Annotated in this window: 15 protein-coding genes, 1 pseudogene and 1 riboswitch; of the genes and pseudogenes, 8 read left to right on the top strand and 8 right to left on the bottom strand. The window is 63.5% G+C overall.

What is annotated here, in order from left to right; genetic code table 11:
• Positions 1-8 precede the first annotated feature (8 nt).
• The 3 genes from I8N66_RS00320 to I8N66_RS00310 all read right to left on the bottom strand — a co-directional run bounded on the left by I8N66_RS00320 (position 9) and on the right by I8N66_RS00310 (position 3,234).
• Positions 9-1,442 carry an FAD-binding oxidoreductase gene (locus I8N66_RS00320; RefSeq protein ID WP_291148282.1) on the bottom strand — a complete coding sequence of 478 codons (1,434 nt, stop codon included), beginning with the start codon at positions 1,440-1,442 and terminating at the stop codon, positions 9-11.
• Between the two features lie 137 nt (positions 1,443-1,579).
• Entirely contained in the window at positions 1,580-2,554 is a 975-nt protein-coding gene (locus I8N66_RS00315; RefSeq protein WP_291148279.1) for an L-threonylcarbamoyladenylate synthase, read from the bottom strand.
• A gap of 80 nt (positions 2,555-2,634) precedes the next feature.
• Positions 2,635-3,234: a DUF6656 family protein gene (locus I8N66_RS00310; RefSeq protein WP_291148276.1), complete on the bottom strand. Its 600-nt coding sequence runs from the start codon at positions 3,232-3,234 to the stop codon at positions 2,635-2,637.
• A gap of 313 nt (positions 3,235-3,547) precedes the next feature.
• A riboswitch (cobalamin riboswitch) is annotated at positions 3,548-3,751 on the top strand.
• A gap of 103 nt (positions 3,752-3,854) precedes the next feature.
• Between I8N66_RS00310 and I8N66_RS00305 the strand changes: the two genes are divergently transcribed.
• Positions 3,855-5,099, top strand: coding sequence for an aromatic ring-hydroxylating dioxygenase subunit alpha (locus tag I8N66_RS00305; protein WP_291148273.1), 1,245 nt, complete (start codon positions 3,855-3,857; stop codon positions 5,097-5,099).
• Position 5,100: 1 nt separating this feature from the next.
• On the top strand, positions 5,101-6,195 hold the full coding sequence (locus I8N66_RS00300) for a hybrid-cluster NAD(P)-dependent oxidoreductase (protein WP_291148270.1): 1,095 nt from the start codon (positions 5,101-5,103) through the stop codon (positions 6,193-6,195).
• Between the two features lie 145 nt (positions 6,196-6,340).
• Here I8N66_RS00300 and I8N66_RS00295 read toward each other — a convergent pair.
• A pseudogene (locus I8N66_RS00295) lies at positions 6,341-7,351 on the bottom strand (GH25 family lysozyme); the annotation flags it as partial.
• 409 nt (positions 7,352-7,760) lie between these two features.
• Between I8N66_RS00295 and I8N66_RS00290 the strand changes: the two are divergent.
• Entirely contained in the window at positions 7,761-8,213 is a 453-nt protein-coding gene (locus I8N66_RS00290) for a BA14K family protein (RefSeq protein ID WP_291148264.1), read from the top strand.
• A 48-nt stretch (positions 8,214-8,261) separates the two neighbouring features.
• Here the strand turns inward: I8N66_RS00290 and I8N66_RS00285 are convergent, their stop codons facing one another.
• The gene (locus tag I8N66_RS00285) at positions 8,262-9,251 is read right to left on the bottom strand and encodes a transporter (RefSeq protein WP_291148261.1); all 990 of its coding nucleotides are present in this window, start codon (positions 9,249-9,251) and stop codon (positions 8,262-8,264) included.
• 283 nt (positions 9,252-9,534) lie between these two features.
• Between I8N66_RS00285 and I8N66_RS00280 the strand changes: the two genes are divergently transcribed.
• From I8N66_RS00280 to I8N66_RS00265, 4 genes are all read left to right on the top strand, one after another.
• On the top strand, positions 9,535-11,316 hold the full coding sequence (locus tag I8N66_RS00280) for an acyl-CoA dehydrogenase (RefSeq protein ID WP_291148258.1): 1,782 nt from the start codon (positions 9,535-9,537) through the stop codon (positions 11,314-11,316).
• An 11-nt stretch (positions 11,317-11,327) separates the two neighbouring features.
• Positions 11,328-12,080 carry a crotonase/enoyl-CoA hydratase family protein gene (locus I8N66_RS00275; protein ID WP_291148255.1) on the top strand — a complete coding sequence of 251 codons (753 nt, stop codon included), beginning with the start codon at positions 11,328-11,330 and terminating at the stop codon, positions 12,078-12,080.
• 387 nt (positions 12,081-12,467) lie between these two features.
• Positions 12,468-14,546, top strand: a complete 2,079-nt coding sequence (mcpU, locus tag I8N66_RS00270) for a methyl-accepting chemotaxis protein McpU (protein ID WP_291148384.1) — start codon at positions 12,468-12,470, stop codon at positions 14,544-14,546.
• Between the two features lie 293 nt (positions 14,547-14,839).
• Positions 14,840-17,044, top strand: a complete 2,205-nt coding sequence (locus tag I8N66_RS00265; protein WP_291148252.1) for a methyl-accepting chemotaxis protein — start codon at positions 14,840-14,842, stop codon at positions 17,042-17,044.
• Between the two features lie 115 nt (positions 17,045-17,159).
• Here the strand turns inward: I8N66_RS00265 and I8N66_RS00260 are convergent, their stop codons facing one another.
• Together I8N66_RS00260 and I8N66_RS00255 are read right to left on the bottom strand one after the other, a co-directional pair.
• On the bottom strand, positions 17,160-18,410 hold the full coding sequence (locus I8N66_RS00260) for a class I SAM-dependent RNA methyltransferase (protein WP_291148250.1): 1,251 nt from the start codon (positions 18,408-18,410) through the stop codon (positions 17,160-17,162).
• Entirely contained in the window at positions 18,407-19,177 is a 771-nt protein-coding gene (locus I8N66_RS00255) for a TlyA family RNA methyltransferase (protein WP_291148248.1), read from the bottom strand. Before I8N66_RS00255 ends, I8N66_RS00260 begins: the two co-directional genes overlap by 4 nt.
• A gap of 243 nt (positions 19,178-19,420) precedes the next feature.
• On the opposite strand from I8N66_RS00255, the gene I8N66_RS00250 reads away from it, so the two are divergent.
• Positions 19,421-21,634, top strand: coding sequence for a methyl-accepting chemotaxis protein (locus tag I8N66_RS00250; RefSeq protein WP_291148245.1), 2,214 nt, complete (start codon positions 19,421-19,423; stop codon positions 21,632-21,634).
• A 70-nt stretch (positions 21,635-21,704) separates the two neighbouring features.
• Here the strand turns inward: I8N66_RS00250 and dxs are convergent.
• Positions 21,705-23,035 (bottom strand): 1-deoxy-D-xylulose-5-phosphate synthase (dxs, locus tag I8N66_RS00245; RefSeq protein WP_291148242.1); only part of this gene is annotated, 1,331 nt, incomplete at its 5' end.

Here is a 23,035-nt window from a genome sequence, read left to right as displayed (position 1 = left end):
CGCCCGCTTCACCGGTCTGCGCGCAGCACCTTGTCCGGATTCATGACGCCTGCAGGATCAAACGCGTGTTTGATCCGTTGCATCAGTTCGATCTCGATCGGCGGACGGACCTCGGCAAGCTCGTCGCGCTTCAACTGGCCGATGCCGTGTTCGGCCGAGATCGAGCCGTTGTATTTCAGAACGATGCCGTGGACGATGGCGTTGATCTCGCGCCAGCGATCGAGGAAGGCCTGCTTGTCGGCGCCGACCGGCTGCGAGATGTTGTAGTGGATGTTTCCGTCGCCCATGTGGCCGAAGGAGCAGATGCGCGCTCCCGGGATCGCCTTCATGACAGCGGCGTCCGCTTCCTTCATGAAGGCGGGAATGCTGGAAACGGGCACCGAAACATCGTGCTTGATCGAGCCGCCCTCGGGCTTCTGCGCTGATGACATGCTTTCGCGCATATGCCACAGCGCCTTCGCCTGCGCCTCATTTGCGGCAATCACGGCGTTTTCGACGAGACCGGCGGCAAGGCCCTGTTCTAGAAGATTGTTGACCATGCGCTCGGCGCTTTCGGCCGAATCTGCGGTCGAGATATCGATCAGCGCGTACCAGGGATGGACGGTTTCCATCGGGTCACGAACACCGGGAATGTGTTTCGTGATGAATTCCACGCCGAGGCGCGGCATCAGCTCGAAGCCGGTCAGCGCCGGTCCGCAAAGACTGGAGGCCTTGTCGAAGAGGGTGAGCGCGTGCTCGACGCTGCCCACGCCGGCGAAGGCGACCTGATGCCCGAGCGGCTTCGGGAACAGCTTGAGCACCGCGCCGGTGATGACGCCGAGCGTGCCCTCCGCGCCAATGAAGAGGTCGCGCAGGTCGTAGCCGGTATTGTCCTTCTTCAACCGTCGCAGACCATCCCAGATCTCGCCGGTTGGCAGCACGACTTCGAGGCCGAGGCAAAGCTGGCGCATGTTGCCGTAGGCGAGCACGGCGGTGCCGCCGGCATTGGTGGAGAGATTGCCGCCGATCCGGGCGGAGCCTTCCGATCCGAGCGACAGCGGGAACAGGCGATTGTGATCGTCTGCCGCCTTCTGGATATCTGCGAGAATACAGCCGGCATCCGCAACGATCACGTTGCCGACCGGATCGATGTCACGAATCCGGTTGAGCCGTTCGAGAGAAAGCACGATGTCCGCCTTGCCTTCCCGCGGGATCTGCCCGGCGACGTGGCCGGTGTTGCCGCCCTGCGGCACGATCGCCGTGCGGGTCGCGCTGGCGAGTTTCATGATGCGTGAGACCTCGTCGATCGAGCCGGGACGCAGTACCATCGGCGTCGTGCCGCGATAAAGCCCCCGGGATTCGACGAGATAGCGCGCCTTGTCCGCTTCCGCGGTAAGCGCATTGGCGCTGCCGACGATCTCGATGAAGGAGGCGATGAGTTCGGGAGAGGGAAGCGTCGTCATGGGGCAGCCTTCGCATTGCGCTTGCGCGCGCTATCGGATCGGTCGATCTGAAGACGCGATCCTCGGTTCGTATCGCCTGCGATCATAACCGCAAACGCAGCCGCTCGCTGAGGGTGGGTGCGGAGCCGCACGCGATCTTACCCTCGTGGTGCCGCCGCCCGCTGCAGCCGGTCGATGATGGCTTCTCCCAATCCTTCCGAAGGGATGGGGCCGAAGGCGATCGTTGCAGCGCCGCTGGCGTCGGCCCGCTTCATATAGTCGAAGAGATTGGCGGCCGCTTCGCGCAGGTTTCCGGTCGGGCTCAGATCGAGAACGACAGCCGCCTGTTCCTCGCCGAGGACCCGGCCGCCGCCGAAACGGATCAGGGCCTCGCCCGCCCGCACGTCGGTGGCTTCCAGCCTGACGGCAGCACCCGGCGCATAATGCGAGGCCAGCATCCCCGGAGCCTCGATCGTCGCACCCGCGGTTTCCGCCCTGATCACCGGGCGGTCGAGCAGGCGCTCGATCTCGGCGGCATCGAGGCCACCCGGCCGGAGAAGCCGGATCTCGTCGCCATCGACCTTGATGATCGTTGACTCGAGCCCGATTTGCGCCGGACCGGCATCGAGGATCAGTTTCAGCTTTTCTCCGAGATCGGCATCGACATGGTCCGCACTGGTCGGGCTGATCTTGCCCGAGGTATTGGCACTCGGTGCGGCCAGAGGTCGTCCGAAGCGGGCGATCACCCGGCGCGAAAAGCCGTCGGGCATGCGAATGCCAAGCGTGTCCAGGCCGGCTGAGGCGAGGGCGTGCACGGTACTCTCGGGCCGCTGCGGCAGGATCAGCGTCAGGGGGCCGGGCCAGAACGCTTCCGCCAGGCGTCGGGACAGGGGATCGAAGCGCACATGGGCCTCGGCCATTGCCATGTCGGAAACATGCGAGATCAGCGGATTGAAGCGCGGCCGGCCTTTCATCTCGTAGATGCGGCTGATCGCATCGGGATTGGTGGCATCGGCGGCAAGGCCGTAGACGGTTTCGGTCGGGATGGCGACCGGTTCGCCCTCGGCGAGAACGGCGCAGGCGCGATCGATCGCGCGGTCCGGTTCCATATCCGTGTCGATGATCTCTGCCATGCCGTTTCCTTTCCGACGCTTCCTTAACGGACGCGCCGGGAAAACAGAACGATTTTCTTTGCAGGGAGCGGGCTGCTGGCTCAGAAGCTGCGAATGATCCGGCGCAGTGCGTCGTCACGGGCACCCAGCATCAGCACGTTCTTGAGAGCGACCTTTGGGTCGTCGGTGCGGAAGAGAAGCCCGTTGTCGCGGACGTTGCGATTGATGACCATCTGTCCGTCTTCGGCGTTCGGTTCGATCGCGACGGCAAAGTACATGCGGGAATAGCCGGCCCGGATGCGGTCGAAGAAATGCGTCTCGTCACCAAGGTCGCTGAAAAAGTTGGCGAAATAGAACGACCAGGTGATGTCCTTGGAAGGTGTGACCGCCGTCCGCGCGGCCGTCACGTGGCAATAGCCGAGGTGCGGTTTGCCAACGAGCGTGCGGTGGAAGATCAGCTTGGGAAACTGGATCGAGGCATGAAAGCCGTTGATCCGCTTGTGCGTCGTGTCCCCGGCGGTCGAAAGCTTCTTGCCGGTTCGGTCAGCGACTTCCTCATAGCTCAGGTAGCGTCGCTCGCTCGGCATCCATTGCCGGCGGTTGATCCGGCCGGTGCGCAGAAACTCGGTGTGAACTGCCGTCTTCGGCATGATCGCCGGCGGCTTCTCGGCCGCTGCGTCGTAATATCTGAGCTTTGCCATGATTGTCAGCGCGCCATCTGCCTGCCGGACATCTTCGTCCGCCGGCGAGACTAGCGGCTTATGGTTAATGAAGAATTTCCTTTCGCTAGCGGGACATGGCTCCTGACATCAATGGGAATGTCGCAAACGGGCGAAACCTTCCCGCGCCTGCGCCATATCGGTCGCAAAAGACGGCATATGCCTATTTTTTGATCTATCTATATGTTTATAAAGTGAAAAAGTTTCGTATCCGCTTGCGGACGACGGTTTCAGACGTGTCGTCATTCTGGAATTCGATGTCGCTATCCGGCGCCTGCCAAGACGGTTTCCGCGATTACATATCCTTACTCAGGGTGTCGTCTTCCAGAAGGGAAGGCGGAGAATTGGGAAGCCGGTCAAATCCCGGCGCTGCCCCCGCAACGGTGGTGGAGCGAAAGCCTCGGCGAAGGCCACTGGACGGTTCGTCCGGGAAGGCGCCGGGCTGGTCCGCAAGGACGGCTCCTGAGCCCGGAAACCAGCCTTGACACACATAACCGTAACGGGTTGCGGCGGGCAGCCGGATCGGAGCCGAGAACGCATGGGCGCATGCCCGTGCGGGTTCCTGTCCTGCCTCTCCGAAACATGGCGCATGAGGACAGGACATGGATACCAAGACCGATATGCTTCGCAAGCTGAAGGGCCGGCGTGACGGCTACAGCCTCGATCGGGCCTTCTACATCGACCCCGACTACTACCGGCAGGATCTGGAAAGCATCTGGTACAAGGACTGGTTGTTCATCGGCCATGACTGCGAAATTCCGCGAGCCGGCAACTACTTCACTGTCCAGGTCGGCGACTATCCGGTTGTTGTTACCCGCGATCGCCAGGGCACGATCCGTGCGCTGCACAATTCCTGCCGGCATCGCGGTTCCCGCGTCTGCACGCAAGCAAAGGGCTCCTCGGCAAAGCTCGTCTGTCCCTATCACCAGTGGACCTACGAACTCGACGGATCGCTGCTCTTCGCACGCCAGATGGGCGAGGATTTCGACAAGGCGGCCCACAGCCTGAAGCCGATCCATTGCGAAACGGTCGGCGGCTACATCTTCATCAACCTGTCGGAGACGCCGGCCGATTTTGCGGCCTTCCGCGAACTCGCCACGCCCTATCTCGCGCCGCACCGGCTGGGAGAGACCAAGGTCGCCTTCGAAAGCACGATCATCGAAAAGGGCAACTGGAAGCTCGTCTGGGAAAACAATCGCGAGTGCTATCATTGCGCCGCCAATCATCCGGAGCTCTGCCGCACCTATCCGGAGGCGCCGACTGCGACCGGGGTACAGGGCGCCAAGGATGATCCGGTGATAGCCGCCCATTGGGCGAAGTGCGAGGCCGAGGGCCTGCCGAGCGAATTCCGGATGTCGCCGACCGGCCAGTTCCGTGCGGCGCGCATGCCGCTGGTCGACAATGCCGAAAGCTACACCATGTCGGGGAGGGCCGCCGTCAAAATGGCGTTGTCGGCCGATGTCGGGCAGAAGCAGATCGGCACGCTTCTGATGTTCCATTACCCCACCACCTGGAACCATGTGCTTTCCGACCATGCCATCACCTTCCGTGTTCTGCCGCTCGGACCGGAACTCACGCAGGTGACGACCAAGTGGCTGGTCAACAAGGACGCGGTCGAGGGCGTCGACTACACGCTCGATGACCTGACCCATGTCTGGACCGAGACCAACGACCAGGATCGCCAGATCGTCGAAGAAAACGCCTTCGGCATCCGCTCGCCGGCCTATGAACCAGGCCCCTATTCACCGGACCATGAAGGCGGCGTGATGCAGTTTGTCGAATGGTACAGCAAGTTTATGGAGCAGCGCCTTGCAGGCGATGCGGCTCCGCTGTCAAAGGTCGCCTGACATGCAGATGGCATCCTCCTTCCACCATTTCGACGAGCTGCATGTCTGGATCGACCGGCAGCAGATGCTCGAATGCACCTCGGCGGTCGTTGAAACCGCCGATGTCATGACCTTCACCTTTCGCGCCGAAAAGCCGGCCTGGTTTCGCTACCTGCCCGGCCAGTTCGTCACCCTGGAACTGCCGGTCGCCGACGAACCGGTCATGCGCACCTATACGCTGTCGTCCACACCATCGAGGCCGTTGTCGATTGCGGTGACGGTCAAGGCACAGGCCGACAGCATCGGCACGCGCTGGATGTTCGACCATCTGAAGCCTGGCGTGAAACTGAGAGCCTTCGGGCCGCTCGGCGACTTCAGCTTCGTCCGCCATCCCGGTGAAAAGTACCTGTTTATCTCCGCGGGGTCCGGCATCACGCCGATGATGTCGATGACACGCTGGATGGCGGATTGCGTACCGGAGACGGACGTCACCTTCATCTCCTGCGCGCGCCGGCCGGACGACCTCCTGTTCCGTTCCGAGCTGGAGGTGCTGGCGACTCAGATGTCCGGGTTGAGCCTCGGCTTTATCGTCGAGGGCCACGAAGCGCGCCACGGCTGGCACGGGCTGCGCGGCCGCATCGATGGCGCCAAGCTGCCGCTGCTTGCGCCGGATTTCATGGAGCGCACCGTCTTCTGCTGCGGTCCGGAACCGTTCATGCGCGGCGTGCGCGAGATGCTGAAGGCGGCAGGCTTCGACATGGGCCGCTACCACGAGGAGAGCTTCCAGCCTGCGGCCGCACCGGCGGCGGAGGAGATCGCTGTGCGCGCCGGCGTGGTGGGCGACAGCGAGGTCGCTGCCGCCAAGGTCGCTTTCACCATGAGCGGCAAGGAGGTCGAGGCGAAGCCAGGTCAGACGATCCTGCAGACGGCGCGTGCCAATGGTGTGCGGATCGGTGCTGCCTGCGAGGGCGGCATCTGCGGCACCTGCCGGGTGATGAAGGTCGCGGGTGACGTCGAGATGAACCACAATGGTGGCATTCTCGATGACGAGATCGACGAGGGTTACATCCTCGCCTGCTGCTCGCGGCCCCTGGGAGATGTCCAGATCGAAGCCTAAAGGATCAGGGCGTGTTGCAGGGCGGCGGCTGGACGGTCGCGGGCCCTGCACCGCCGGTAACGGCCGATGGCTTGGAGCATCCGCCCTGTGCGGCGTCATCGGCAGCGATGGCTACCTGCATGGCGCGTTCGTGGTGGGCGAAGTCGATGGAGCCGGTCACCAGCATGTCGACGCCGCTGCCGGCCCCGCTTGTGGCACCGGCACGGCTGATGAGCAGCGGCTCGCTAAACGTCGCGGTCGCCCGTGCGACCGCGTGCGTGCCCGTTCCCTGCTCGGCTTGGGCGATAAGGGTAAGCGGCAACGGCTTTTCAGCCAGCAATGCGCCCTGCGCCCAGATCGCCTTTAGCGCCTGCGGCGACATCGCCGCGACATTCACGTCGATGTCGTCGAGTGTTCCGGGCACGCGGTAGGGACAGCGCCGCTTGCCGCAATTGATGCCGGAGGAAAACTGCCACAGCGCGTAGCTGTCCCAGTTGCCCATGGGGAAGACCTGGCGGATATCCGGCTTGTAGCGGGCGTACCAAAGCGGCAGGCGCGACAGCAGCCGGTATTTGGCACGGTGCGCAGCGATATATTTGGCGGTGATGTGATTGGTGTAGAGGATCGGGTAGCGCCCCGTCCGGGTCTTGATATGGCCGGCGAAGATGGCGGCATCTTCGAGCGACATGTATTTTTCCGGATCGATGCCTTCGAGATCGAGCACCATCAGTTCGTCGTCGCGCGGATCGGCGTAGTCAAGGAAATGGTTCGCCTGGTCCACGGGATTGCCGGGACGGGCGAGATGGTAAGCACCCCATAGCAGCCCGTGCGTGCGGGCGATCATGCGCCGCGTCTGGTAGAGTTCGCGGCTGACGGCGTATTTGCGCCACATGGTCTTGCAGTGGTTGAAGGTGTCGCCGTTGTGATCGCCGGTGCAGGAGAAGCTTTCGGGCAGGCCGTCGGAGGCCTTGGCGATGAAGCCGGAGATGCGCTTGTCGGCAAGCAGCGTTTCCCAATCGATACTGTTCATCTCATAGGCGTCGACGATGATGGCGTTGGACTTGGTCTTCCAGGGCTCCAGTTCACCGGCGCGTGCGATCGTCGCCGCGAATGCCAGACCTAGGAAGGTCGCGAGGCGCAGAATCATCCCTGTGGTGGAGATATACCGCTTTGCCATTCTCTGAGATTGCCGACAGTATCGTTAATGCATCGTAAATCCCAGCCCCCGACCCGGACTGTGCTGGAGCGGCGCGCGAATGTATACCGACCTCCGGCTGTATGTGAGCAATGTCTTTCATAATTTGATATGTCGCCACGGTGCCGTGACCAGCCCCATGCCGATGAACGAAATGCACGGAAGTCGGCACAGGCACGCGTCTGTCGCTATGCGGCGGCACCAGCCGCGATGCCTGAAGATGGAACAAAACCGGTGGCTTATGCGTTGCTGGTCGGTTTCAGGTTTCCCGGCTGAGGGTCATCCCCGGTTCTGCAGCGACCCGGGTGAAATCATGCAGAGGCTGAAGTTCCCGTGGTTGCGCGATTTTTTTCGCAGCCTGCGGAGCGTGGATACGGTTATGGAGGTTTTGATGAAGGCTTTGCCGAAGACCGGGAAGAGCCGGTGGTTTTCTTCGATCATTGCCGCGGCAGTCCTGATGACATCCGCGGCCCCGTCACAGGCGTTCATGCCGACGCCGCCGCGCGTCGAACAGCAGAATGACGCGACGAATGTTCAGTATCGCCGGCCGGGCTATGAGCGCCGCGGCAATTATTATTATTACAATGGCTACCGCGGTTATCGCTACGAGCGCCCTGGCTATCGTTACTACAATGGTTGGTGGTACCCGATGGCTGCCTTCGGTGCCGGTGTGATCATCGGCGGGGCGATCGCCCAACCGCCGCGCTACGAGCGCCCGGCTCCGGTTTACGGCAGCCGCCATGTGCAATGGTGCGCCAACCGGTACCGGTCCTACAGGGCCTATGACAATACCTATCAGCCCTATGGCGGCCCGCGCCAGCAGTGCTATTCGCCCTATAGCTAAGGGGTGAGCAGGGCCGGGGGTTTTCGCCTTCGGCCCTTTCTCTGACAGTTAGAGAATGCCGATCCGCCTGAGGATCCACCAGGCAAAGCCCATGGAAAGTGCGATGAACAGCGCCGCATAGAGCGTGCCGGTGCCATCGGCGAAGGGCAGCGCCCCGGTGTTCATGCCGAAGAAACCGGTAACGAGTGTGGGCGGCAGCAGGAAGGCCGTCATCAGCGACAGGATGTAGAGGTGGCGGTTGGTCTCCGAGGAGATCTTGCTGTCGATTTCTTCGTGCAGCAGTCGTGCCCGTTCCTGCAAAGCGAAGACGTCGCGGTCGACCGCCTCGAGCCGGTCGGATAGCCGCTCGGCTACGTCGATGAAACCAGGCGGCACCTCGTCTTCATCCGAGGCGGCCGCCCGTCTCAACAACGCGAGGATCGTGCGCAGGTGCCGGTGAAGCCGCACCACCGTGCGGCGGAGCGGCGCAAGCCCCGGCTGCTGGCGATGTCCGGCCTCGCCATAGACATGATCCTCGATGACGTTCAGTTCTTCGGTCAATTCCAGAACCAGCGAGATCAGCGTGCGCTGGAACTCGATCACGATCATCTCGAAGAGGTCGATCGGCCTTGCGCACTTGGTGCTCTTTTCCACCGCCGCCTTGACGCGGTCGATGCTGCGCAACGGATGCAGGCGCGTGGTGATGATGATCCGGTCGCTGACGGCGAAATGCAGCCAGCCGATCGTCTTGGTCACCGCGTCGAAGGTGCGCTCGAAGTCGACGAGCGTGCCGTGTACGATATCATCCGAAACCGTAATCGCTGCTTGCGTGTCGTGGCTGGTCAGCGTGGTGACCGCGAGCGGCGGCAGGTTTCCGATCCGTTCGATCAGCGCAGGTGTGCGTGCGTCGGAGAGCGCCAGATGAACCCAGACCCATCCTTCGCCCTTAAGCAGGCTGTCGATAGAGGCGTCGGTGGCGATGCGCTGGCAGCGGCTCTCGCCGGGCAGGAAACGATAGGCCCAGACGATACCGGGTATTTCGGGGGAAATCAGGTTCATCGGTACGCCTTGGCAGGGGCCTGCCACATGGTTTCTCAAACCGCTGCCGGTATGAGGGAAAGAACATGCGGCCGTTCAACGTGCTGCGGCGACCTCAGTGCACTCCATAAGGACGCGCGGCGCCGTATGTCTTGGCTTCTATGCGCCGTTGATGACAGTTTTGTTACACGTCGCGACGTCGCGACGGAGCGCGGCAATTGACGTTGACGTTTACGTAAAAATCAATAGTGTTCGGCGCAACGAGGATGCGCCCAGCGCAACCTGGCCATCTGGGAGGATCACCATGTACAAGGCACCCGTCGACGAGATCGCGTTTACGCTGAAACACGTGGCAGGCATGGGCGAGGCACTGCAGACCGGCGCGCTCGGCGACCTTGGCGAAGATCTGGTCGATGCCATCCTGTCGGAAGCGGGCCGGTTCGCGACAGAGGAGGTTGCTCCCCTCGGCGATATCGGCGACCGGCAAGGCTCGCGTCTGGTTGAAGGCAAGGTCGAGACGCCGGACGGCTGGCGTGATCTCTATCACAGCTGGATCGCCGGCGGCTGGAATGGGCTGACGGCGCCGGAAGAATTCGGCGGCCAGAACCTGCCGCACATGTTGCACGTCGCCGCGATGGAGATGTGGAACGCCGGTTCCATGGCCTTCGCGCTTGGGCCGACGCTCACCATGGGCGCGATCGAGGCGCTGGAGAAACACGGCTCCGATGAGCTCAAGGCCACCTATCTGCCGAAGATGGTCTCCGGCGAATGGACCGGCACGATGAACCTGACGGAGCCGCATGCCGGGTCCGATCTCGGCGTGCTGAAATCCCGCGCCGAGCGCCGGGACGACGGCACCTACCGCATCTTCGGCCAGAAGATCTTCATCACCTGGGGCGAGCACGACTTCACCGACAACATCGTCCACCTGGTGCTGGCGCGGCTCCCGGATGCGCCGGCGGGCACCCGCGGCATCTCGCTCTTCCTGGTGCCGAAATTCCTGGTCAAGGATGATGGCTCGCTCGGCGAGCGCAACGATCTCTTCTGCCATTCGCTCGAACACAAGCTCGGCATCCATGGCTCGCCAACCTGCACGATGATCTACGGCGACGGCAAGTTCGACGCCGAGAAGGGCGCGATCGGCTATCTTATCGGCGAGGAAAACCGTGGCCTTGCCTGCATGTTCACGATGATGAACAACGCTCGCCTTGCCGTCGGCATGCAGGGCGTTGCCATCGCCGACGCCGCCACGCAAAAGGCGATCGCCTTCGCCAAGGAACGCACCCAGGGCAAGGCGCCCGGCTGGACCGGTCAGGGCATGAGCCCGATCATCGAGCACCCCGACGTCGCCCGCATGCTTCTGACGATGAAGGCGCTGACGCAAGGCTCGCGCGCGATTTCCTACGCCTGCGCCCACGCCGTCGACATGGGGCACGCGGCAGAAGGCGAGAAGGCGAAGTTCTGGCAGGAACGCTCCAGCCTGCTGACCCCGATCGCCAAATCCTTCTCGACCGATGCCGGCGTCGATGTGGCTTCGCTGGGCATCCAGGTCCACGGCGGCATGGGCTTCATCGAAGAAACGGGTGCTGCCCGCTACCTGCGCGATGCTCGCATCGCCCCGATCTACGAAGGCACCAACGGCATCCAGGCGATTGATCTCGTCACCCGCAAGCTGCCGCTGTCTGACGGCGGCCACGTGCGCGATTTCATCGACGAACTGCGCGAAATCGCCTCGGCCGTGCGCGCCTCGAACCGCAACGGCTTCGGCGAGACGGCCGAGCGGCTCGATGCGGCGCTGGACGATCTTTCGGCCGCGACCGAGTGGCTGATCGCGGCGATTGCCGGCGGCAGGCTTACCGAAGCGCTGGCGGGCGCCACGGCCTATCAGCGCCTCTTCGGCCTGGCGCTGACCGGCGCCTATCTGGCGAAGGGTGGCCTGGCTGAAGTGGCCGACGGCAAGGAAGACCGGCGCATCGCGCTTTGTCGCTTCACCGCGGAAAACCTGCTGGCGGAGACTGCGGCACTTAAGGATCGCGTCGTCAAGGGCGCCGATAGCCTCGCCGTCGCGCGCTCTGTTCTGGCTTGAGAGGAGCTATCATGACCGACCACGTGCTCATCGAGCGGCCGGAAGCGTATCCCGGCGTCCAGGTGATCCGCTTCAACCGCCCGGAAAAGAAAAACGCCATCACCCGCGACATGTACGCGAAGATGATCAATGCGCTGACGGTCGCTTCAAGCGACCCGGCCGTGCGCGCCACTGCCTTTCTGGGTACGGACGGCTGCTTCTCCGCCGGTAACGACATGGCCGATTTCCTTGCCTTTGCCATGGGCGGCTCCATGGGCATGGAAGTAATCGAGTTCCTGAAGGCGCTTGCGACCGCCACCAAGCCGGTCGTGTCGGGCGTCGATGGTCTGGCGATCGGCATCGGTACCACTATCCATCTCCATTGCGACCTGACGATCTCGTCCGAGCGCTCGCTGTTCAAGACCCCCTTCGTCGATCTGGCACTGGTACCGGAAGCGGCTTCGAGCCTGATCGCGCCGCGCATCATGGGCCACCAGCGGGCTTTCGCGCTGCTTGCCGCCGGCGAACCGCTGACCGCCCGCCAGGCCGTGGATGCGGGGCTGATCTGGAAGATCGTCGCGCAGGATGCGGTGGGAGAAGAAACCCTGGCGCTTGCCGCACGTCTTGCCAAGAAGCCGCCGGAGGCGCTTCGCATCGCCCGCGATCTCGTTCGCGGCGACCGGAGCGACGTACTGGCGCGGATCGACGAGGAAGCGAAACACTTTGCCGCGCAGTTGAAAAGTGCTGAAGCGCGGGCCGCCTTCGAGGCTTTCATGCGCCGCTAGACAGCCTGCAGGCCTGTGACTGAGCGATAAACGGGTGCCGCTGCGCATCCGTTTTTTTTTGCGTTCGGGGCGGCGTTCTACCCACCGCAACGTAAAGATCGCGTTGCCGCTGGCATCGCGAACTTGCATAGATCAATTTTAATTTGTTCTTAAATAGCGATCGCTAGCGTGCGGCGCGATAGGCCTATCCTCTTTTCGGATGGCCCCGGCCGCATGAAGCATGGCTGGCCCCGCCTTCTGGCATGTTCAACGTTTTCCCGTCAGCGTCAGCGCTCCGTCCTTCCGGCGGACGAAGGATGCTGCGCGAAAATCATCGAGAGCTCATGTCCGGCGGCAGGTAGCGCCGGCATCCATTGGGAGCCCATCTTGTCCAAGCGATCGAACCTCATGACGCGGATTCTCGTTGCCGCGTCCTGTGTTGTCGTCGGCGCCTTTGCCGGCTTTTCCGTTTACATCGACACGCTGCAGCGTAGCACCACGACCAAGGCCGTCGAGGAGAACATTGCCTCCTCCGGCACGCAGGCAGCGCAGAGCGTCGCCAAGTGGCTGAATGGCCGCGTCACGCTGACGGCGATGGTGGCCGATGCCACCGGCAGCGTCGCGGACGACGGCGCCATCCAGCCGATCCTGAAGAACGACGTACTGACCAGCGAATTCATGTCGACCTATGTCGGCAACGAAAGCGGCAAGTTCATCACCTGGCCGGACAATCCGATGCCGGCCGGCTACGATCCGCGCCAGCGTCCCTGGTACCAGCAGGCCGTGAAGGCCGATGCGCGCGTGCTGACCGAACCCTATGTCGACGCTTCCACGGGCGCGCTGATCATCAGCGCCGCTGTTCCGGTCAAGCGTGACGGCAAGCTCTATGGCGTTGCCGCCAGCGACTTCTCGCTCGATACGCTGGTCTCGATGATCAAGGGCGTCGATGTCGGCGGCGAAGGCTTTGCCTTCCTCGCCAGCAAGGACGGCCAGATCCTCGTCCATCCGGACGCCAAGCTCGTTACCAAGTCGCTCGCCGACGCCTTTCCGATCGACACGCCGGCGATCGGATCCGGCATCATGAACACCGAGCTCGACGGCAAGCCGATGCTGGTGAGCTTCGTTCCGGTCCAGGGCCTGCCGTCGGTCGAGTGGTATGTCGGCTTCGTCATCGATGCCGATGCCGCCTATTCCGCCATCGACCAGTTCCGGATTGCTGCCACCATCGCCACGATCCTTGCGGTCGGCGTCATGCTCGTCTTCCTCGCGACGTTCCTCAATCGCCTCGTCATCCGTCCGGTGACGGAGATGACCGGCGCGATGGAAAAGCTTGCCGCCGGCAACCACAACGTCGAGATCCCCGGCGAAGAACGCCGCGACCAGATCGGCTCGATGGCTGCCGCCGTTGCCGTCTTCAAGGCGAATGCCGTCGAGCGCGCGCGCCTCGAAAGCGAAGCGGATGCGAACCGCTCGCTGTCGGAGCGCGAGCGTCTGGAGCGTCAGGCCCGCGATGCGCGGGATGCGGCCGAAGTGCAGCAGGTCGTCGATGGCCTGGCGACCGGCCTTGGCCGTCTGGCTGAAGGCGATCTCGCCTACCGCATCGACAATCCCTTCGCTGACCGCCTCGACCGTCTGCGCGCCGACTTCAACAACTCTGTTGCGAAGCTTCACGACACGCTTTGCGCCGTCGGCGCCAACGCCCGCGGTATCGATGCTGGCGCGACCGAGATCCGCGCGGCGGCGGACGATCTCGCCCGCCGCACGGAGCAGCAGGCAGCTTCTGTCGAAGAAACCGCCGCAGCGCTCGAAGAGATCACGACGACGGTCAAGGACTCGGCTCGCCGGGCCGAGGAAGTCGGTGCGCTCGTTGCCCGCACCCGCGCCGGTGCCGAGAAGTCCGGTGAGGTCGTCGCCAACGCCGTCGAGGCAATGCATGCCATCGAGAAATCATCCGGTGAAATCTCCAACATCATCGGCGTCATCGACGACATCGCCTTCCAGACGAACCTGCTTGCGCTGAACGCCGGCGTCGAGGCGGCACGCGCCGGTGAGGCCGGCAAGGGCTTTGCCGTCGTCGCCCAGGAAGTGCGGGAGCTTGCGCAGCGCTCGGCGAATGCCGCCAAGGAGATCAAGGCGCTGATCACCACCTCGGGCAACCAGGTGCGCAACGGCGTGACCCTGGTTGGCGATACCGGCAAGGCGCTGGAAACGATCGTCGCCGAAGTCCAGGAGATCAACAAACACGTGAGCGCGATCGTGACCGCAACACGCGAACAGTCGACCGGTCTTCAGGAGATCAACACCGCGGTCAACACCATGGATCAGGGCACACAGCAGAATGCGGCGATGGTGGAAGAGCAGACGGCGGCGAGCCATGGCCTCGCGTCCGAGGCCGCCTCGCTCAACGCGCTGCTTGCCCAGTTCAATCTTGGTGATACACAGAGCGTATACGCGACGGCGACCAACCATCGCCGCCGGGCAGCGTAGTCTTCGCCAAAATCTGACAAGCAAAAGGCCCGGGAGACCGGGCCTTTTCTTTGCGCACTGCATCGGGATTTTCGCTTTTCACTGCAGGATCGCCAGCCATCACTTCGTTTCTTAAGCTTTGATAAAGCGGTCGCGCATACCGTTTCTTCGCCGCGAAATGACTTCGCCCCGCACGTCGCCTCCAGGCATTATCAGCGCGATGTGTTCCAGACACCTGTCCCAATGCTCAGCGTGACGGCGAACCCGCCACGCGATCGATGATTTGGCCGCGGAGACGCGAGGGGAGACATACGGTGATCCTAAAGACTGCAACCGCAAGAAACATGTTCGCCATCGTGATGACCGGCCTTCTGACCTGCATGGTCACTGCCGCCGTCGTCTTCTGGCTGTCCTACCAGCAATTGCGGGAGCGCAGCATCGCCGAGATGACCAATGCCGCTTCTGCCAGCGCCCGCAGCGTCGAGACGAAATTCGCTGAAGCCAAGACACTCGCAAACAACGTCCGCTCGGCGCTCTACGCGGTGAAGGGCACCGGTGCGCCGTCGCGTGCCGAGATCGAAACCCTCATGAAACGCTGGATCGTAGATAATCCGCTCGCCGTCGGCATGAGCACCGGCTGGGAGCCGAACGCCTTCGACGGCAAGGATGCCGAGTTCGTCGGCAAACCGGGCCATGATGCGACCGGCCGCTTCGTTCCCTACATCGCCCGCTCCGGTGACAAGGTGATCCATGAGGCGCTCGCCGACTACGACAAGCCGGGCCCCGGTGATTACTACCAGATCCCGAAGAAGACCGGCCTCGACATGGTCACCGAGCCCTATGTCTACCCGATCAACGGCAAGGATGTGCTGATGACCTCGATCATGGTGCCGCTGAAGAAGGACGGTGCCTTCATCGGTGTCGTCGGTGTCGACATGGCGCTCGGTGAACTCTCCACCGAACTCGGCAAGCTGAAGCCTTTCGGCACTGGTTTCGTCTCGCTGCTCAGCAAGGATGGCAGCATCATCAGCCACCCCGATGCCAACGTGCTCGGCAAGGTGCTGAAGGACACGCCGCTTGAGGGCGAGGGTTGGGGGCAACTGCTGAGCCATACCGGTCAGGCTTTCGCCTTGAAGCACACCGATGGCAGCGCGCATCTCGCCGTCGCTGTGCCGGTCAACCTGCTTCCGGACACGGTCTGGTATGTCGTCGTCTCGGTTCCAGAAGCCACCGTGTTTGCCGGCCTCTCGCAGCTCGCAATGATTTCGATCGCCGTCATCGCGTTTGCTGCCGCGATCATGATCATTGTCGGCTGGACGCTCGCAAGCCGCTTCCGCAAGCGCGTTGCCAATGTCATCGGGGTTACCGGCGAGATCGCCGCCGGCGAGACCGATGTCGATCTGTCTGAGGCCGAACGCAAGGACGAGATCGGCGATCTCGCCCGGTCGCTGCGGGTCCTGCGGGACGCGACGATCGCCAAGATGCAGCTCGAAAGCGAAGCGGATGCGAACCGCTCGCTGTCGGAGCGCGAACGTCTGGAGCGTCAGGCCCGCGATGCGCGGGATGCGGCCGAAGTGCAGCAGGTCGTCGATGGCCTGGCGACCGGCCTTGGCCGTCTGGCTGAAGGCGATCTCGCCTACCGCATCGACAATCCCTTCGCTGACCGCCTCGACCGTCTGCGCGCCGACTTCAACAACTCTGTTGCGAAGCTTCACGACACGCTTTGCGCCGTCGGCGCCAACGCCCGCGGTATCGATGCTGGCGCGACCGAGATCCGCGCGGCGGCGGACGATCTCGCCCGCCGCACGGAGCAGCAGGCAGCTTCTGTCGAAGAAACCGCCGCAGCGCTCGAAGAGATCACGACGACGGTCAAGGACTCGGCTCGCCGGGCCGAGGAAGTCGGTGCGCTCGTTGCCCGCACCCGCGCCGGTGCCGAGAAGTCCGGTGAGGTCGTCGCCAACGCCGTCGAGGCAATGCATGCCATCGAGAAATCATCCGGTGAAATCTCCAACATCATCGGCGTCATCGACGACATCGCCTTCCAGACGAACCTGCTTGCGCTGAACGCCGGCGTCGAGGCGGCACGCGCCGGTGAGGCCGGCAAGGGCTTTGCCGTCGTCGCCCAGGAAGTGCGGGAGCTTGCGCAGCGCTCGGCGAATGCCGCCAAGGAGATCAAGGCGCTGATCACCACCTCGGGCAACCAGGTGCGCAACGGCGTGACCCTGGTTGGCGATACCGGCAAGGCGCTGGAAACGATCGTCGCCGAAGTCCAGGAGATCAACAAACACGTGAGCGCGATCGTGACCGCAACACGCGAACAGTCGACCGGTCTTCAGGAGATCAACACCGCCGTCAACACCATGGACCAGGGCACACAGCAGAATGCGGCGATGGTGGAGGAACAGACGGCGGCGAGCCATGGCCTCGCGTCCGAGGCCGCCTCGCTCAACTCGCTGCTTGCCCAGTTCAATCTTGGCGACGCTCGGATGGCCGGTGGTGGCCGTCGTCGTGCGGCTTGAGTGCGCGCGGATCGACAGAATGCTGTAGCAACAAGGCGGTAAGCCGCTGTCGTGAATCAGTATGGCAAGTGCTTGAAGCCTGAGATGATAAAGGCCCGGGAAACCGGGCCTTTTCTCATTTCTCGAGCGTCGCCACCGCCTCGACATGCGCGGACCAGAGGAACTGGTCGATCGGCGTCACCGAGGTGATGCGATAACCGGCGGCGGTCAGGATCGAAAGGTCACGCGCGAGCGTCACCGGATTGCAGGACACGGCCACGACCTTCTTGACGCCGGAGCGGGCAATCTCGTGGCACTGCGCCTCGGCGCCGGCCCGCGGCGGATCGAAGACGATCGCGTCGTAGACCTTGAGTTCCTGCGCCATGACCGGGCGGCGGAAGAGATCGCGCTTTTCGACCGTGACCGGCTTCAGCCCCTGCGTATTGCGGGCGGCAAAATCCAGCGCCTTCAGGGCCTTGTCTTCGCCTTCGACCGCATGGACGCGCGCCTTGCGGGCGATCCGCAGTGCAAAGGTGCCGCAACCGGCAAAGAGATCGGCGACGCGCTTCGCCTTGCCGAGATGATCGAGCACCAGTTTGGCCATTGCTTCTTCGGCCTGTGCCGTTGCCTGGGTGAAGCTTCCCGGCGGCGGTGACACGGCGACGCCGCCGAAATCGATGACGGGCTTCACTGGCTCGACGATGATCTCGCCATTGAGGCTCACGCGGGCGATGCCGCGCTCGCCAAGGACGGCCTCCACGGTGCGGCGGCGCTCGCCGTCGTCGAGCTTCTTGATGCCTTCGACGGAAAGGTCGAGGCCCGCGCGCGTTTCGAGCACGGTGATGCGGAAGGGCTCGGCATTGACCGCCATGGCCGCGCCGATCTTTGCGATGATCGCGAGCTTAGAGACGATACCCGGGCTCGCGATCGGACATTCTGTTATCGCGACGATGTGGTGGCTTTCCGCCTGGTTGAAGCCGAGAAGCAGTTCCTTCTCGGTCTTTCGCGCCGTGAAGACCGCGCGCCGGCGTTGGCCGGGCTCGGCGGTGATGAGCGGCGCCACCTCGGGCTTCAGCCCCTTCGACTTCAGGGCGGCGATCACCAGATCGCGCTTGAAGCCGTGATAGAGCGTGTCCGAGGCGTGCTGCATCGTGCAGCCACCGCAGGTGCCGTTGACACCATCCGGCCCGAAGTGACGACAGTGCGGTTCGACGCGCTCTGCGGAAGGCTCTCTCAGCGAGATCAGCGTGCCGTGCGATTTGTTGACAGCGAGTGCTACGCTCTCACCGGGCAGGGTGAAGGGCGCAAAGATCGGTCCATCAGGGCCTTCGGCGATGCCGTCGCCCTGGGCGCCGAGCCGCTTAATGGTGACGGTTTCCGTGCTCATGGCTTCTTGCCTGCGAGCAGGAACTCGACATTGCCGTCGCCGCCGGCAATGGGGGAGGGGATGAGGCCGAGGCTCTGCCAGCCCATATCTTCGACGAGCCAGCGCTCGAGTTCGGCTGCGACCGCCGGTGCGCTGTCGGGATCCTTGAGCAGACCCGCCTTGCTGATCGCGTCGCGTCCGGCTTCAAACTGCGGCTTCACCAGGAGGATGCAGTGTGCGCCGGGAAGCGCCATATCGAGCGCCGGGGGCAGCGCCAGCTTCAGCGAGATGAACGAAACGTCGGAGACGACGAAGGTGACGTCGCGGTCGTCGATATCCTCCTCTGTCATCGCGCGGGCATTGAGGCCCTCGATGCTGGTGACGCGTTCGTCACCCTCGATGCGCGGATGGATCTGGCCATGGCCGACGTCGATCGCGACCACGTGCTCGGCTCCGCGCTTCAACAGCACCTCGGTGAAGCCGCCGGTCGAGGCGCCGATATCGAGACAGCTTTCGCCTGCGGGGTCGAGCCCGAAATGATCGAGCGCCGCGACCAGCTTCAGCGCGGCGCGCGAGACATAGTCCTGCGCCGGATCATCGATGGTGATCGTGACGGTCTCGGCAAACATGGACGCTGCCTTGGTGACCGTGCGGCCGTCGACCTTGACGGTCCCGCGCTGGATGGCGTCACGCGCGCGGGCACGACTGGCGACCAGTCCTGTGTTGAGCAGCAACTGGTCCAGGCGCACCCGGTTCTTGTGTTCTTCGTTCTGGCGATCTTCTGACATGTGTTTCTCATGGCGACTTGCCGCCCCGATGGCAAGCCCCCGAGCGTCGAGCAACGACACGTCCTCGGCTCAACAGTTAGGAAACCCTAAAAAATAATGGAATATTCATCTATCCTTAAATGATGGATGCGAATTTGCCGGCGATGTCGCACCTGCATGATGCAGGCACTCCGCCTCAAACCGGACCTCCCGACAAAACCCGATCTTCCTCACCTGACGCCCTTTGGCGCAAGGAGTTGCCGCATGCCGCGTTTTCACCTCAAGCTTTCCCATCGCATCGGCCTACTCGTGCCGATCGCCGTCGCCGGAATTCTCGCGATCGTCGCGATTTTCGTCGTCGAGAAGGACATAGAGGAGGACTACCGCCAACAGGTGGCGGTTCAACGCGATGCCGAGCATGCCTTGCTGACACTGGAGGTGCAGTTCCTGCAGACCCGTCGTGCAGAGAAGGATTTCCTGCTGCGCAAGGAAGACCAATATGCTGCGGCCCATACGGAAACGGCCGCAAAAGCTGAGGAGACGATGGCCGCGCTCAGCAAGCTGCTCGGCAGCGCCTCTACGCGTGGGCAGTTGCAGGCGATCTCCGAGGGTTACGACGCATACCTGAGGGCCTTTTCGGCCGTTGTTGTCGCCAACCGGACGCTCGGCCTCGATCCGGAAAGCGGCAAGGAAGGCGCGATGCGCACCGCCGTGCACGCGATCGAAGAGCTTTTGAAATCGGTAAAGGACAAGGGCCTTCAGGCGAGCATGCTGATGATGCGCCGCCATGAGAAGGACTTCATCATGCGGCGCGACCACAAATACGTGGAAAAGCATGCTGGCGAAGTGAAGAACTTTGCCGCAACGCCGGCCGAAGCCTTCGGCGGCGCCGATGTGCAGGACAAGGTACTGGCGGCGCTCAAGGACTATGCCACCGCCTTCAACGACTATGCGGCGCTCGCCGAAAACGAGACCGAACTGCGCGCCACCATGTCGAAGGCCTTCGCCGCCGTCGAGCCGGAATTCGAGCAGGTGGCCGGCGCAATCGAGACGGAAAAGGCCAAGGCCGAAACCGAGAGCGTCTCGACGCAGCAATCGATCGAGACGATCGCGCTCGCGGCAATTGTCGCGGCGATCGCGGTGATCGCGGCGACGGTGTTCCTTGTCGGACGCACCATTTCGCGGCCGATCGTTGCCACGACCCGCTCCATGACCCGCCTTGCCGAGGGCGACGTTACGTCTTCGATCCCTTATGCCGGCCGCAAGGACGAGATCGGCGAGATGGCCGGTGCGGTTGAAATCTTCCGCCAGGCGGCGATCGCCAACCGCAGGCTGGAAGCGGAAGCCGCGGAAAACCGCACCCGCGCCGAAGCCGAACGCATCCGCCTGCAGGAGGAAGCGGAAGCTGCCGCCCAGGCACGTCTGCTGCAGGCGACGTCGGGCCTCGCCAGCGGTCTGCGCCGCCTTGCAGCCGGTGACCTCGCCTTCCAGCTCAATGAGCCTTTCGCAGCGGATTTCGAGCAGTTGCGTCATGATTTGAACAGCGCCGTCGCCCAGCTCGGCGATGCCCTGGCGGCGGTCGCCGATTCCAGCCGCTCGATCGACGGCGGCTCGCGCGAGATCAGCGAAAGCGCCGACGACCTGTCGCGTCGCACGGAGCAGCAGGCGGCAGCTCTGGAAGAGACCGCAGCGGCACTCGACGAGATCACCGCCAATGTCACGAACTCGACGAAGCGGGCGGAGGAAGCACGGCACGTCGCGGCCGAAGCCAACGCCAGCGCTGCAAGATCCGGCAGCGTCGTTGCCGATGCGGTTGAGGCCATGCGCCGGATCGAGCATTCCTCCGGCCAGATCTCCAACATCATCGGCGTCATCGACGAGATCGCCTTCCAGACGAACCTTTTGGCGCTCAACGCCGGCGTCGAAGCGGCGCGCGCGGGTGATGCCGGCAAGGGCTTTGCCGTTGTGGCGCAGGAGGTGCGCGAGCTTGCCCAGCGCTCGGCGCAGGCCGCCAAGGAAATCAAGGAACTGATCCGCAATTCGTCCGTCGAGGTCGAAGGCGGGGTCCGGCTGGTTCGCGATACCGGTGCGGCGCTCCAGGCGATCGGCGATCATGTCGCGACGATCAACGAACATATGAGCGCGATCGCCGTCTCGGCGCGCGAACAGTCGGTGGGTCTCGGCGAGGTCAACACCGCGGTCAACCAGATGGACCAGGTGACCCAGAAAAATGCGGCCATGGTCGAGGAGGCCAATGCCGCGAGCGCGCAGCTTGCCAATGAAGCCGTCCGCCTTCGCGAACTGATCACCCGCTTTACGCTTCCCGGTCAGGCGCGTACCGCATCGACCGCCGATCTGCGCACCGCCGCGCGCGCCATGGCGGCACCGGCAGCCACGCCGGCGCAGCGTTTGACACCCGCCCGCCCAATGTCACGCGGCAACGTCGCGGTGGCGCAGGACGACTGGCAGGAATTCTGATCAATAGATCCAGAAAACAAGAACCCCGGCGATGAGCCGGGGTTCTTGTTTGATGCTGTGCGAGGATCAATCAGCCGGCAGCGCCGATACCGATATCCTGCTTCTGGCCGAGCGCCTTGAAAACGGTCGAGACGATGCCGGCGCGGTCGAGACCGGCGGCGGCATACATCGCCTCGGGCTTGGCCTGCTCCATCCAGACGTCGGGCATGACCATCGGCCGGACTTTCAGGCCGCCATCGAGCAGGCCGTCTTCGGCGAGGAACTGCAGCACGTGGCTGGCAAAGCCGCCGACCGCACCTTCCTCAATGGTGATCAGCACCTCGTGGTTGCGGGCAAGCTGGCGGATGAGGTCATGGTCCAGCGGCTTGGCAAAACGGGCATCGGCGACCGTGGTCGAAAGACCGGCGGCATCGAGATCTTCTGCAGCCAGCAGACAGTCGGCCAGGCGCGTGCCGAAGGAAAGCAGCGCGACCTTCGACCCCTGCTTGACGACGCGGCCCTTGCCGATCTCGAGGATCTGGCCGCGCTCAGGCATCTCGACGCCAACGCCTTCGCCGCGCGGATAGCGGAACGAGATCGGGCCGCCGTCATAGGCGGCTGCCGTGCGCACCATGTGCTTCAGTTCCGCCTCGTCGGCCGCCGCCATCACCACGAAGCCGGGGAGAGTGGCAAGATAGGTCGTGTCGAACGAGCCCGCATGCGTCGGACCGTCGGCACCGACGAAACCGGCGCGGTCGATCGGGAAGCGCACCGGCAGACCCTGGATCGCCACGTCGTGCACCACCTGGTCGTAACCGCGTTGCAGGAAGGTCGAATAGAGCGCGGCGAACGGCTTGTAGCCTTCGGCGGCAAGGCCGGCGGCAAAGGTGACCGCGTGCTGCTCGGCAATGCCGACATCGAAGCAGCGTGAGGGATGAACCTTGGCGAACTTGTCGAGACCGGTGCCCGAGGGCATGGCGGCGGTGACGGCGACGATCTTGTCATCGAAGCCGGCTTCCTGCGTCAGCGCATCGGCAAAGACCGAGGTATAGGCCGGCGCATTCGGCTTGGCTTTTGCCTGGGCGCCGGTGATGACGTCGAACTTGTTGACGCCGTGGTACTTGTCGGCGGCAGCTTCCGCCGGCGGATAGCCCTTGCCCTTTTGTGTCACCACATGGATCAGCACCGGACCCTTGGCATTGTCGCGCACGTTGCGCAGCACCGGCAGCAGATGGTCGAACGAATGCCCGTCGATCGGGCCGATATGGTAGAAGCCCATCTCTTCGAACAGCGTGCCGCCGGTGACGTAGCCGCGGGCATGCTCGACAGCACGGGTGATCGCCCGGTCGACAGTCTTGCCGAGATAGGCCGTCAGTTTCTTGCCGACTTCGCGGATGCCCATATAGGTGCGGCCGGAGGCAA

Source organism: Ensifer sp. SSB1 (genome assembly GCF_016652895.1).
GTDB lineage: Bacteria > Pseudomonadota > Alphaproteobacteria > Rhizobiales > Rhizobiaceae > Ensifer.
This window is presented reverse-complemented; position numbering and strand designations above follow the sequence as displayed.

Coding starts and splice junctions, on each gene's coding strand:
- I8N66_RS00305 (WP_291148273.1), top strand. CDS start 3,855: ATGGATACCAAGACCGATATGCTTCGCAAGCTGAAGGGCCGGCGTGAC.
- I8N66_RS00280 (WP_291148258.1), top strand. CDS start 9,535: ATGTACAAGGCACCCGTCGACGAGATCGCGTTTACGCTGAAACACGTG.
- I8N66_RS00300 (WP_291148270.1), top strand. CDS start 5,101: ATGCAGATGGCATCCTCCTTCCACCATTTCGACGAGCTGCATGTCTGG.
- I8N66_RS00320 (WP_291148282.1), bottom strand. CDS start 1,442: ATGACGACGCTTCCCTCTCCCGAACTCATCGCCTCCTTCATCGAGATC.
- I8N66_RS00315 (WP_291148279.1), bottom strand. CDS start 2,554: ATGGCAGAGATCATCGACACGGATATGGAACCGGACCGCGCGATCGAT.
- I8N66_RS00310 (WP_291148276.1), bottom strand. CDS start 3,234: ATGGCAAAGCTCAGATATTACGACGCAGCGGCCGAGAAGCCGCCGGCG.
- mcpU (WP_291148384.1), top strand. CDS start 12,468: ATGACGCGGATTCTCGTTGCCGCGTCCTGTGTTGTCGTCGGCGCCTTT.
- I8N66_RS00260 (WP_291148250.1), bottom strand. CDS start 18,410: ATGAGCACGGAAACCGTCACCATTAAGCGGCTCGGCGCCCAGGGCGAC.
- I8N66_RS00275 (WP_291148255.1), top strand. CDS start 11,328: ATGACCGACCACGTGCTCATCGAGCGGCCGGAAGCGTATCCCGGCGTC.
- I8N66_RS00290 (WP_291148264.1), top strand. CDS start 7,761: ATGAAGGCTTTGCCGAAGACCGGGAAGAGCCGGTGGTTTTCTTCGATC.
- I8N66_RS00250 (WP_291148245.1), top strand. CDS start 19,421: ATGCCGCGTTTTCACCTCAAGCTTTCCCATCGCATCGGCCTACTCGTG.
- I8N66_RS00285 (WP_291148261.1), bottom strand. CDS start 9,251: ATGAACCTGATTTCCCCCGAAATACCCGGTATCGTCTGGGCCTATCGT.
- I8N66_RS00255 (WP_291148248.1), bottom strand. CDS start 19,177: ATGTCAGAAGATCGCCAGAACGAAGAACACAAGAACCGGGTGCGCCTG.